Annotated in this window: 11 protein-coding genes; 1 reads left to right on the forward strand and 10 read right to left on the reverse strand. The window is 67.3% G+C overall.

Annotation, left to right across the window (positions count from 1 at the left end; translation table 11 throughout):
* Positions 1-3: 3 nt before the first annotated feature.
* From KK141_RS20870 to KK141_RS20890, 5 genes are read right to left on the reverse strand one after another with little or no spacing between them, the layout of a single operon-like run.
* A complete protein-coding gene (locus tag KK141_RS20870) occupies positions 4-594 on the reverse strand; it encodes a gluconate 2-dehydrogenase subunit 3 family protein (protein WP_214571996.1) in 591 nt (196 codons plus the stop codon).
* Positions 595-605: 11 nt separating this feature from the next.
* A complete protein-coding gene (locus KK141_RS20875) occupies positions 606-2,303 on the reverse strand; it encodes a GMC family oxidoreductase (protein ID WP_214571997.1) in 1,698 nt (565 codons plus the stop codon).
* A gap of 39 nt (positions 2,304-2,342) precedes the next feature.
* A complete protein-coding gene (locus KK141_RS20880) occupies positions 2,343-3,227 on the reverse strand; it encodes a sugar phosphate isomerase/epimerase (protein WP_250901914.1) in 885 nt (294 codons plus the stop codon).
* 46 nt (positions 3,228-3,273) lie between these two features.
* On the reverse strand, positions 3,274-4,476 hold the full coding sequence (locus KK141_RS20885; protein ID WP_214572121.1) for a nucleoside permease: 1,203 nt from the start codon (positions 4,474-4,476) through the stop codon (positions 3,274-3,276).
* Entirely contained in the window at positions 4,476-5,678 is a 1,203-nt protein-coding gene (locus KK141_RS20890; protein WP_250901915.1) for a Gfo/Idh/MocA family oxidoreductase, read from the reverse strand. Before KK141_RS20890 ends, KK141_RS20885 begins: the two co-directional genes overlap by 1 nt.
* A gap of 339 nt (positions 5,679-6,017) precedes the next feature.
* Between KK141_RS20890 and KK141_RS20895 the strand changes: the two genes are divergently transcribed.
* Entirely contained in the window at positions 6,018-7,082 is a 1,065-nt protein-coding gene (locus KK141_RS20895; RefSeq protein WP_214571998.1) for a LacI family DNA-binding transcriptional regulator, read from the forward strand.
* A 92-nt stretch (positions 7,083-7,174) separates the two neighbouring features.
* Here KK141_RS20895 and KK141_RS20900 read toward each other — a convergent pair whose 3' ends face one another.
* The 5 genes from KK141_RS20900 to KK141_RS20920 all read right to left on the reverse strand — a co-directional run bounded on the left by KK141_RS20900 (position 7,175) and on the right by KK141_RS20920 (position 12,251).
* Positions 7,175-7,747, reverse strand: a complete 573-nt coding sequence (locus tag KK141_RS20900; protein WP_214571999.1) for a DUF2894 domain-containing protein — start codon at positions 7,745-7,747, stop codon at positions 7,175-7,177.
* Positions 7,740-8,390 (reverse strand): OmpA family protein, encoded by a 651-nt coding sequence (locus KK141_RS20905; RefSeq protein ID WP_167256866.1) that lies wholly within the window; start codon positions 8,388-8,390, stop codon positions 7,740-7,742. The genes KK141_RS20900 and KK141_RS20905 overlap by 8 nt, the downstream gene beginning before the upstream one ends.
* Entirely contained in the window at positions 8,387-10,483 is a 2,097-nt protein-coding gene (locus tag KK141_RS20910) for a DUF802 domain-containing protein (protein ID WP_214572000.1), read from the reverse strand. Before KK141_RS20910 ends, KK141_RS20905 begins: the two co-directional genes overlap by 4 nt.
* 10 nt (positions 10,484-10,493) lie before the next feature.
* The gene (locus KK141_RS20915) at positions 10,494-11,198 is read right to left on the reverse strand and encodes a DUF3348 family protein (RefSeq protein ID WP_214572001.1); all 705 of its coding nucleotides are present in this window, start codon (positions 11,196-11,198) and stop codon (positions 10,494-10,496) included.
* A gap of 90 nt (positions 11,199-11,288) precedes the next feature.
* Positions 11,289-12,251: an alpha/beta hydrolase gene (locus KK141_RS20920; protein ID WP_250901921.1), complete on the reverse strand. Its 963-nt coding sequence runs from the start codon at positions 12,249-12,251 to the stop codon at positions 11,289-11,291.
* Between the last annotated feature and the right edge of the window lie 95 nt (positions 12,252-12,346).

A 12,346-nucleotide genomic window follows, 5' to 3' on the forward strand; every position in this document is an offset into this window, starting at 1 on the left:
GCGTCAGATCCTCAGCACGGTCTCGACCGCCCAGGCGCGGCCATTGCCCGCCTCGGACAGCGGAATATCGCCGTGGTAGGCGCCGGGCACCGGCACGTACTGCATCACTTGCGTGCAACCGGGCTGGGAGATGAAGAAGCCGGAGGTCGCCAGCTTCTTGGTCATCAGCACGAATGCCGCGGCGGACTCCGGATCGAGGTCCTTGCCCTTGATCAGCGCCTGCTCGTGCAGCTTGGTCACCAGCGCCAGGCGATGCTTGGCGTCGAGCTGGGCGAACGGCTTGCCGCCTTCCTTTTCGAACGCCGCCATGGCGGTGAGGTAGCGCTTCTGCTCCTCCGGCGTATAGACGTCCTTGAACATCTGGTCGATGAAGCGCGGCACGCCGGCATCGACGGCGCCGGGCGTGTCGGTGCGCGGCACGATGATGTCCACCACGGCGGTCACTGTGTCGTGCTGCGGCGGGGTGAAGAACTGCGGCGCCGGGCCGCCTTTCTGTGCGGCGGCATGCGCGTCGAACACGGCCAGCAGCGAGGGCGCGGCGGCCACGCCGACGGCCAGCGTGGTCATGCTTTTCAACCATTCGCGACGATTCATGAGGGCTCTCCTTAGATATTGCCGCGCTTGAGTTCTTCCACCGCATGGCTGGCCGCGCGCGCGGTCATCGCCATGTAGGTGAGGGACGGGTTCTGGCAGCCGGAGGAAGCCATGAACGAACCGTCGGTGACGTAGACGTTCTTGCAGGCGTGCATCTGGTTCCAGCCGTTGAGCACCGAGGTCTTCGGGTCGCGGCCCATGCGCGCCGTGCCCATCTCGTGGATGCCGGCGCCGACGTTCGCCTGGATCTTGAACGAACGCACGTCGCGGTAGCCGGCGGCGCTGAGCATTTCCAGCGCGTCGTCGACGATCGCCTTGCCGATCGCCAGCTCGTTCTCCTCATGCGCGGCATCGAAGTTGAGCACCGGCATGCCGTACTTGTCCTTGCGGTTGCGGTCCAGCGTCACCTTGTTGCGGTGCGAGGGCAGCATCTCGCCGAAGCCCATCATCGAGATGCTCCACGGGCCCGGTGCCTGCGCGGCGCGCTTGAGATCGCCGCCGATCAGCGGCGTGTTCACCAGGCGCGTCCAGTCCTGGCGGCTGGCGCCGCCCTGGAAGCCGAAGCCGCGAAGGTAGCTGCGCTTGTCGCTGCCGACGTTGCGGTAGCGCGGGATATAGAAGCCGTTGGGGCGGCGGCCGGAGTAGTAGCGGTCGTCGTAGCCGTCGACCATGGCGCGCGCGCCGCTGCCGAACAGGTGGTCCATGATGTTGTGGCCCAGCTCGCCGCTGTCGTTGCCGAAGCCGTTGGGGAAGCGGCTGGAGGTGGAGTTGAGCAGGATGTGCGTGCTCCCGAAGGTCGAGGCGCACATGAAGATGACCTTGGCGAAGTACTCGGTCTGGTGGCCGGTCTCGGCATCCTGCACGCGCACGCCGGTGGCCTTGCCCTTGTCGTTGTCGTAGATCAGTTCGTAGACGATGGCATTGGTCACCATGGTCATGTTGCCGGTCTTCTCCGCCGCGGGCAGGGTGGAGGAGTTGCTGCTGAAGTAGGCGCCGAACGGGCAGCCGCGCATGCACAGATTGCGGTATTGGCAAGGTGCGCGCTGCGGGCTCTTGTCGTGCTTGAGCGGCCCGGAAAGATTGGCGGTGCGGCCGATGATCAGCTTGCGGCCGCCGAACTTGCCGGCGATCTTGTCGCGGAAGTCCTTCTCCACGCAGGTCAGGTCCATCGGCGGCAGGAAGTCGCCGTCCGGCAGCTGCGGCAGGTGTTCGATCGAGCCGCTGACGCCGATGAAGTGTTCGACGTAGTCGTACCAGGGCGCGATGTCGTCATAGCGGATCGGCCAGTCCACGCCCACGCCTTCCTTGCCGTTCGCTTCCAGGTCCATGGGGCTGAGACGGTAGCTCTGGCGCCCCCACATCAGCGAGCGGCCGCCGACGTGGTAGCCGCGGAACCAGTCGAACGGACGGGTTTCCTCGTAGGGGTTGTCGATATCGTCGACGAACCAATGCTTGGTCGACTGCGTGATGCCGTAAAAGGAAGGTCGCGTGTGGATCGGGTGGCGCTCGATGTCGTGCCGCGTCGGCTCGTCGCCGTACGGCAGTTCCCACGGCGCTTTCATCGCGGTGGGGTAGTCGCCGTGCTTGACCATGGGGCCGCGGTCCAGCACCAGGGTCTTGAGGCCTTTCTCGGTCAGTTCTTTGGCGGCCCAGCCGCCGCTGACGCCGGTGCCGACGACGATGGCGTCATATACGTGCTTGTTGTCCATGGGGTTCCCTGTGCAACAGAAAGTGGGGGACGTAAGGGTTCAGCGCAGCGGCTTGAGGTAGGCGTAGTCGATACGCGCGGCCTCGAGGTCGCTCATGCGGCTGAACGGCCCTTCCTGTTCGACGAAGCAATGCTTGAGGCCCGAGCGGTCCGCGGCGGCCATGATCGGCTTGTAGTCGAGCGTGCCGCGGCCCAGTTCCGCGCCGGGGAAATCCTTGCCGCCCGCGCCGGGCAGGAAATCCTTGGCATGCATCAGCGCGATGCGGCCGGGGTTGGCCTTGAAGTAGTCGGCGGGATTCTTGCCGCCCACGTGCACCCAGCCGCAGTCCAGTTCGAAATGCACCAGCTGGTGGTCGGTTTCCTTCAGCAGCACGTCGTAGAAGGTCTGGCCGCCGCCGACGTCGGTGAACTCGAGGTGGTGGTTGTGATACGCGTACTGCAGGCCGGCCTTCTTGGCCTTTTCGCCCAGGCGGTTGGCGTATTCGGCGGTGCGCTTGGCTTCGTCCAGCGAATAGGTGGGCTCGGGCGCGTGGGCGCCGGCTTCCTTCTGCATGATCGACGGCAGCATGCTGCTGACGATGAACTTCGCGCCCAGGGTGTGTGCGGCCTCGATGCCCGGATCGAAACCGAGGCTGTCGAAGTGCAAGCTGGGACAGCCCAGGCCCGCCTCTTTCAACTGGTCGCGCAAGGTGGCGGCGGTGGTGGTGACGATCGCCTCGATCTCGCTGTAGCCGATGCTCTTGAGTGTCTTGAGCGTGCCGAGCGGATCGGCCTGGTACGACTTCAGCACCATGTACAGCTGGATGCCGAGCGCCTTGCCCTGCGCGCCGGCGGCGAGCAGCCGGCCGGAAGGACTGGCGGCAAGCCATGCCGCGGCGCCGAACATGGCGGATCGAGCGAGGAACTGCCTGCGATTCATCATCATATGGATTCTCTCGGGGCGGCCGGTGGGTAGCTTGGGGAATCGTGGATCAGTGGGTGACGGCAGCGGGCTGGCCGGCGACGCTCCTGCGGTCCTTGAAGGCGAGTACGAACAGCACCAGCACGGCGAAGGCGCAACCGCCGGCGATCAGCCAGATCGAGCGCCAGTCGTGCGCGCCTGGCGTGGCATAGGCATCGACCACCACGCCCGACAGCCACGAGCCGACGAACATGCCCAGGCCATAGGTGAGGAAGGTGATCAGGCCCTGCGTCGCCGCGCGCAGGGCGGTGGGTGCTTCGCGGTCGATATAGATCTGGCCGACCACGAAGAAGAAGTCGAAGCAGATGCCGTGCAGCACGATGCCCAGCCACAGCATCCACATCAGCTCGCCCGGCGCACCGAAGGCGAACATCGCATAGCGCAACACCCAGGCCAGCATGCCCACCGCCAGCATGTACTTCACGCCGAGGCGGCGGAAGAACCAGGGGATCAGCAGCATGCACAGGATCTCGGACATCTGTCCGCCGGTCATCTTGCCGGCCGCGTTGACCACGCCCACTTCGTTGAGAAACAGGTTGGTGAACGCGTAGTAGAACTGCAGCGGGATGCAGATCAGGAAGGACGCCAGCGCGAACACCGCCATCGAACGGTCGCGCAGCAGGTGCAGCGATTCCAGCGGCAATGCGTGGCGAAGCTCGAAACGCTGGTTGCGCGCCAGCGGCGGCGTGGGCGGCAGGGTGAGGCAGTACAGCGCCGTCACCACCGACAGTACCGCGGCCAGATGCAGCGGCGAGGCGGTGGCTTCGACGCCCCAGGCGCCGACGGCCAGGCCGACCAGGATCCAGCCGATGGTGCCGAGCACGCGGATGCCGCCGAATTCTTCCTGCGGGTCGCTGATGTGGCGCATCGCCAGCGAAGTGGTCAGCGCCAGCGTCGGCATGTAGCACAGGCTGTAGGCGAGCAGGGTGCCGTAGAGCAGCGGGAACGAGGTCTGCTTCGCGGCGAACACCAGCAGCACGGCGCCGAGCAGATGCAGGGCGGCAAGCACGCGGCGCGTGTCGAACAGGCGGTCGGCGAGCAGGCCGACGAACAGCGGCGAGATCATCGCGCCGACGGCGGTGGTGCCGGCCACCGCGCCGATCTCCTTGCCGCTGAAATGCAGGGTCTGGCCCAGCCAGGTGCCGACGGTGACATACCAGGCGCCCCAGATCGCGTACTCGAACAGCATCATCAACCTAAGGCGCCACTTCATCATCCCCGTGCTCCCCTTTTGCGTGGTGTTGCGGTCAGGTCTTCGACGTCCTGCCACACGCCACCCGCGGCGTGGCTTTTCAGCATGGCGTCGACCAGCAGGCTGTTGCGGTAGCCGTCCGCGAAGGTAGGCAGCGCGGACGGCTTCTTCGCCGGCGCGCCGCCCTGGCGGATCCAGGCGTAGGCGTCGGCGATCAGGTTGCGGAACGCATCGGGCCAGGCTTCCGGATGGCCGGCGGGCAGGTGCGCAAACGCACGCGCGGCCGGATCGAGCAGGGCGGGATCGCGCGTCAGCACGGTGTTCGGCTGATTGTGATGGCCGATCCACAAATCGTTCGGCTGCTCTTGCCGCCAGGCCAGCGACGCCTCGCGGCCGCTCACTTCCAGGCGCAGGTCGTTCTTGTGCCCCGGCAGCACCTGGCCGATGGTGACGCAGCCGCGCGCGCCGTTGTCGAAGCGCAGCAGCACGCTGGCGAGATCCTCGCTGGCGATTTTGATCTTCTTGCGTGGGGCGGTTTTCGCCGCCTTGGCGAACGCCTTGGGCGAAGCGGCCGGCACATCGCGCACCGGCACCGCGGTGTGCAGGTCGGCCAGCACGGCGACGATGCGCGCACCGGTGACGTGTTCGGCGAGATCGCACCAATGCGAGCCGATATCGCCCAGCGCCGAGCTGGCGCCGCCGCGCTTGGGATCGAGCCGCCACGAATAGGCGCGCTCGTCGGTCAGCCAGTCCTGCAGATAGCAGCCGTGCACGAACACCTGCGCACCGAGCTTGCCCTTGGCGATCATCGCGCGGGCCTGCTGGATCAGCGGGTAGCCGCGGTAATTGAAGGTGACCACGTGAGCCACGCCGGCCTTGCGCGCGGCGTCGTGCAGCTCGCGGCTTTCTTCCAGGCTGCTGGCCAGCGGCTTGTCGGAGATTACGTGCTTGCCGGCCTGCAGGGCGGCGAGCGAGATCTCGCGGTGCAGATGATTGGGCGTGGTGTTGTGCACCACCTGCACGGCCGGATCGGCCAGCAGTTCGCGGTAGTCGGCATAGGCGCGTTCGACGCCCAGTTCGCGGGCACGTTTCTGCGTCGATTCGGGACTGGAGCCGGCGATGCCGACCACGTCGACGTCGCCCAGGCGGCGCACCGCATCCAGATGATGGGCGGCGATAAAGCCGGGGCCGACCAAGCCCATGCCGAGACGCTTCATCGGCATGACCTGACTTTGCTGGTCGCTATGGACTGGCTAGGCATGTTCCCCCTCCGAGGTATCGCTACCATCGAAAATGTATTCGATTACATCCGCATGCGGACTGGACTTCCAAGGCACAACCGGGAAAAGTGCGATGCAAACCGCGCAAGTGGGAAGTGGCAAGACCGCGAAAAAACTGCGCTGGTATGTAACAGACTTGGAAATGCCGATGCAACGATTTCATGTAATCCATTACATTGCGGCGCAGCATGGGCGGCGGCCCGAGCCTTGGCAGGGCGCTTGCGGGCTCGCGCGGGGGTGCTATCGTCCCGCACCAATCGGCGGCATGGGAGGCCGGCATTCGTGAGCGGCAAGGGATCGAGGGGCGGACGCAAAGGCAAGGGCGCGGCGGCCGAGGCGCCGCCGGCCCGCGTCAGTACGGTCAAGGAGATCGCCGCCATCGCCAAAGTGTCGGTGGCCACCGTGTCGCGCGCATTGCAGCGGCCGGAGGTGGTCAGCGAGACCACGCGCCAGCGCATCCACGAAGTGGTCAAGCGCCTCGGCTATACGCCGAACGCCCTGGCGCGCAACCTGCGCACGGCCCGCACGCGGCTGATCGTGGCGCTGCTGCCCGACATCGCCAACCCCTTTTTCTCCGAAGTGATCCGCGGCATCGAACAGGTGGCGCACGAGAACGGCTATTCGGTGCTGCTGGGCGAAACGCAGGGCAGCCTGGTGCGCGAGCAGGCTTATGCCGACATGGTCGCGGCGCGCCGCGCCGACGGCATCATCACCATGTCGCCGCGCGTGCCGGCGATTCCGATCCAGGGCCGCCTGCCGGTGGTCAATGCCTGCGAGTACGTCAAGGACGGGCAGATTTCCAGCGTTTATATCGACAACGTCGCCGCGGCGAGCGTGGCGGTGGATTATCTGGCCATGCTGGGGCACCGCGAGATCGCTTTCGTCGCGGGGCCGCCATCCAGTCCCATCTGCGTGGACCGCGAGCAGGGTTACCGGCTGGCCTTGCAGCGCGCGAAGCTGCCGGTGCATCCGGGTTTGATCGTGACCGGCGATTTCTCGATCGAGGCCGGTGAGCGCGCCGTCGAACAACTGCTGGCGCAGGGGCAATCGTTCACCGCGCTGTTCTGCTCCAACGACGAAATGGCCATCGGCGCCATGCGCGCGCTCAGCTCGCATGGGCTGAGCGTGCCGGACGATGTGTCGGTGGTCGGCTTCGACGACATCCGCTTCGCCCGCTACACCTCGCCGCCGCTCACCACGGTGGCGCAGCCGAAGAACGCACTGGGGCGCGAGGCGATGAGCATGATGCTGGAGCTGCTCAACGATGCCGAGGTGCCGCCGCGCAAGCGCGTGCTGTCGGCGGACCTGGTGGTGCGCGGGTCGACGGCGCGCAGGCGACCGGCGTAGGTTGGGGTGAGCCGCAGGCGAACCCCAACAATACGGAATGCTTGAAGGTTGCGATGTTGGGGTTCGCCTGCGGCTCACCCCAACCTACGTCGCTACGTCGCTTTCTTCTCGCGGCTGCGCTTACGGACAGGTGCGACGGCGCCATCGGCCTGGATCAGCTCCATCCACGACAAAGCATCGAGATACCCGAGGAAATGCCGCAGATAACCCGGCGACAGCTCGCGCATCGAGGCAATGGCGCGGTGCGCCAGCGCGCTCGAGTTGAGCGGGCCGGCATTGGCGGGAGCGGGCTGCAGCGACTGGCGCAACTGGCTTTCGGTGCGCAGGCCGGACCAGAGCTGGCGGATATCGCCGAGCATGGGCAGTTCGGGAAAGGCGCCGGGTGCGCGCCCGGCCAGCGTCTCCGCGAGCGAGCGCAGCGGGCCATCGCCGGTTGCCACGGTGCTGGACTGCGGTTGCGCGGCAGCTTCTTCGACGATGGCGGCATAGCCATCGAGCAGTGACGACAACCGTTCGCCGAGCAGGCGCCGCACTTCACCATCGTGTCCCGCTGCGCGCTGTTCCAGCGCTTCCATCACGTGGAAGCGCACCGGGTCGATCCGGTCGGCGCCTTGTTCGCGCCAGGTATCGAGCCTCGCTCTGGCGGGGGACGGCTTTTCAATCATGGATAAGGCTTTCAGGCGAACCCTGCGCGGGACGCGGCACCGGCGCGATTTCCACGCGGCGGTTCTTCGAACGGCCGTCTTCGCTCGCATTCGAACCGACCGGCTGCTCCGCGCCGAACGCTGCGGCGAACACTGAAGACGCGGGCACGCCTTCGGCGATCAGCGTGCGGGTGACGGTAAGCGCGCGCTCGGCCGACAACTCCCAGTTGTCGGCGAACTGGCGGTTGCCGTCGCGCACCTGGCGGTCGTCGGTGAAGCCGCTGACCATCAGAATCTCGTCACGCGACTTGAGATAGCCCGTCAACGGACCGGCCAGGCTCCGGAGCACCTCGCGTCCTTCCGGCTGCAACTGGTCGGAGTTCAGCGCGAACAGCACATTGCCGCGGATGCCGATGCGGCCGTCGACCAGGGTCACGCGGCCGGCGGCGAGCGGCGCGGCCAGCGCCTGTTCCAGCGTCTGGCGGCGCTGCGCCTCGGCCTGGCGCCGCTTCACTTCTTCTTCCAGCTGGTTCGACAGCTGCATCTGCATGCCGATCATGCCGACCAGGATCAGCACGAACACGCCCAGCAGCACCGACATCAGGTCGCCGAAGGCGGCCCAGATCGGCGTCGATTCGGTTTCCGCTTCGATCTCGCCGCTCATGCCGTTTCGGCTCCGGCGGCGGTGCGGGTTTCGGCCAGCTGCTGGATCTCTTCGATGATCTGCTTCTGCGACAGCATGCTGAGGTCGACCACTTCGCGCGCCTGGGCCACGTAGTAGGCGAGCTGTTCGTCGCTGCGCGCGAGCGAGGCATCCAGTGCGCCGGCGATCTGCTGCAGGCGTTCCATCAGCGCCTCGTTGGACTGGCCGAACATCTGCACGGCGACGCCCAGCGCCTCGCCCAGGCTGGCCACTTCGGCGGCGCCGCCGGCCACGTGCGCGGCGGCCGTGCCGAGCTTGCCGGTCTGCGTTTCGACGTGGTCCTGGAAGCGCGTGCCGACACGGTCGAGCAGGTCGGCCGAGGTGGCGATCAGGCCGTCGACGGCGGCGCGCTGTTCGGTCGAGGCGTGGTTGACCGAGTCGAGCAGGGTTTCCACGGTGGCGAGCAGGCGGCTGCGTTCTTCCAGCATCGCGGTGTCGCGCACCATGCTGTCGGAGAGCTTCTGGCGCAGTTCGGCAACCACTTCCGCGGCAGCCTTCGGCGCTTCGGAGGCGGCCTGCACCAGGCGCGAGATCTCGGCGATGGTTTCGCCGGCATGCGCCTTGGTCTGCTCCGTGATGTCGCGCGAGGTCTGCGCGAGCGTGTCGCAGATGTCGCGCTGGCGGTCCGCGGCGTGCGCGGCGGTCTGTTCCCATTGGCCGTGCAGCGCGGTGGACATCGCGCCGAGGCTTTCGGTCCAGGCGACGAGGCGTTCCTGGTCGCGCGCGGTGAGTGCCGCATGCAGGTCTTCGTGCGACTGGCGCACGACGCCGACCAGCGAGGCGGCGTGCTGCTCGAACGTGGCTGCCGCGGCGGCCAGCGCTTCCTGGTTGCGCGCGGCGAGCTGGCCGTTGGCGGCTTCCTGGCGCGACAGCGTCTGCTGCCAGGCTTCCGCGGCGTGGTTCGCGGCGGTGTCGAGGCGGCTGGCGACGTCGCCGATCAGCGCGGCGGAGCGCTGTTCGAACGTGCCGTTGAACTGCTGCAGCGAATCGTGCAGATCGCCGGTAAGCGTTGCGCCGGCGCGGCGATGTTCGTCCAGTGCTTCCTTCCACAGTCCGGCCACGTTGGCGGTGGTCGTCTCGAAGCCGGCCGAAAGGCCGTCGAGATGGCGCTGCACACCTTGTTCGACTACTTCGCGCAGCGCGGCCGTCTCGCGCGACAAGCCCGCCATGGTGGCTTCCACCACCGGCTGGATCGATGCGCTCACCGCGCGTGCGCTGTCGGCCACGCCCTGTTGCAGCGACTGCTCGACGGAGTGGGCGAGGCGCGCATAGGTGGTTTCGGTCTTCGCGTGGAACGCGTCCTGGCCGGCGAGCTGGCGCTCGTGCGCGCTCTGGTTCTGCTGTTCGATGCTCGCCATCAGTGCCTGCAGCCGGTCGACCAGGGCCGGCATCAGCTCGGTCTGGCGCTGCAGCAGGCGGAACGCTTCGTCGCGCTGGTGCGCCTGGGAGAACACGCGCAAGGTCGTGGCAGCGTGCGTGTCCAGCTGCTGCGTCGCCTGCATGCGCTCACGGCGGCACAGCGCGGACAACAGGCCGAGCATGGCCGAACTGGCCACACCCGCGATCGAGGTGCCGAACGCGAAACCCAGGCCCTTCACCGGCGCAGCGAGCGAACCGCGCATGGCCTGCAGGTCGGCGGCGCTTTCCAGCGCCAGGCCGGTGCCGCGCAGCGTGGCCATCATGCCGAGCAGGGTGCCCAGCATGCCCAGCAGCACCAGCAGGCCGACCAGGTAGGGCGTGAGCACCGGCGCCGGCAGCGCCGCGCGCTCGCCTTCGACGCGCAGGCGCACCGCGTTGCGCAGGCTGGGATGCAGTTGGCCCAGCCAATCGCCCAGGTTGGACGGTGCCATTTCAAGTTTGGCAACGGCATCGCCGAGCGTGCGCGTGGCCTGCCGGTAGCGGAACAGCTCCACGCCGCCGGCGAGATAGCAGGCGCCGATCAAGGCGGCGATGACCGCGCCCAGCGGATTGGAGCCGACGTAGCCGGCGCCGATCCAGCCCACGGCCACGAGGCCGGCGGCGAAAACGAGGGGATAAACGAGACTTCTGAACATGACGTTCCAGTTAGCTGGCGCGAAGGGCCGCGAGCAGGCCTTCGACCGGTTGAAAACGAACATCCAGTTCGGCGAGCAGCACGCTCTGCATGTCCTTGCGAAAGACGTCGAGCCACGCGGCCGACGTTTCCCCAGCCGGGAGCTCCGCTCCCGCAGCACCTTCCGCGGTGTTCTCCGCGGCCTGGCGCAGTCGTTCGAAATGCGCGCCCAGCAGCTTGGGCGCAGCCGCCAGCAGCGCGTGTTCGCGCGGACTCAGCGCCACTTCCATCGCCGCATCCACGGATGCGAGCCGCGCCATCTCCGCATCTTTCGCGGCGAGCCGGTCGCGCAATCTGCCGCGCAGGCGCCCGGCGGCGGCCTGCATCGCGCGCTGATGGGTGAGGTAGCGCTGGCGGACGATGGCGGCGTCGATGCCGATCTCGTCCTGCGCGGCGGCAGGCGACAGCGCCCGGTCGCCCACGATGGCCTGGGCCAGCGCGGCGCGCGCGCGGGCGCATTCCTCGCCGTCCTCGTCGGTGAAGGGCGCGCCATCCGCCAGCACCGGCCGGCCATCCAGCGCCGTGGACAGCGCAATGGACTGATTCCAGTCGAGCCATTGGCTCAACCGGTCCGGCAGTGGGGGCGGGGAGGCCGGGGCGCCGGCGTCCGTCAGGCTGGCTAGCAGGCGGATGAACGTCGGGCCGCGGACGGGCGTCCGGTGGAGGGCTTGCACCATGCGGCTGGGTAAAAAAAGACGACGATTCTACACGTGGGGTGGGACGCGTCGATTAATACGGCCGTGAAGCCCGCTGGTTGCCGTTGCAAACTATTGATTGGCATTACTTTTGTTGTCGGCGACCGGGCCATCGGCCGCGAGCATGCCGATCGTCTTCAACCACTGCTCCACCAGCTCCGGCCAGCGCCTGATCGGCAACTTGCTCGGCCGCAGGCCGAAGGCATGGCCACCCTCCGCATACAGATGCATCTCGGTGGGAACGCCGGCCTTCTGCAGTGCGACGTAATAGGCCAGCGATTCCTCGACGGTATCGGTCGGGTCGTTTTCGGCCTGCACCAGGAAAGTGGGCGGCGTATTGGGGCTGACACGGATGTCCGGGCGCAGGCGCAGGTCGGTCTGCGGGCGGGTGGCGCGGTCCTCGTCCTCGTGCAGCCACAGATGGCCGGGGTAGGCCGCGATGGCGAAATCCGGGCGTGAGCTGAGCTGGTCCGCGGCATCGACCGGCGGATAGGTGCGCCGGTCGAAATGCGTGCTGACCGCGGCCACCAGATGGCCGCCGGCGGAAAATCCCATCACGCCGATCTTGTGCGGGTCGATCTTCCATTCCGCCGCATGCTGGCGCACCAGCCCGAGCGTGCGCTGCGCATCCTGCAAGGCGGTCTGCACTTTCGGGTAATAGCGGCGGTCGTTCTTCCATGTCGGCCCCGAATCGGGCACGCGGTATTTCAGCAGCACGCAGGCGATGCCACGCGAGACGAGCCAGTCGCAGATATCGGTGCCTTCCAGGTCCATGGCGAGGATCTGGTAACCCCCGCCGGGAAACACCACCACCGTCACGCCGGTGTTGCGGCCCTGCGGGGCGTAGTAAGTCATGGTCGGCTGGCTGACGTTTTCGACTCTTGCCCAGTCCTTGCCGACCGATTCGGGCTTGGTGGCTGGCAGTGCGTCGGGCACCTTGCCTGGCCAGATCGGCAGCTGCACGTGACCGGCGGTGGGCTGCCAGATCGAGGACTGCGCCTGTGCGGAGCCGCAGGCGAGAGCAAGCAGGAGCATCGCGAAGAGATGTTTGTGCATGGCGGCGTGCCCGATGGAAAGGACGGCGATCATGGCTGGACGATCGGTCGCCATTCGGGCAAGGCAGGGCGTTT

The sequence above is a fragment of the Dyella sp. LX-66 genome (assembly GCF_018599165.1).
Classification (GTDB): domain Bacteria; phylum Pseudomonadota; class Gammaproteobacteria; order Xanthomonadales; family Rhodanobacteraceae; genus Dyella_D; species Dyella_D marensis.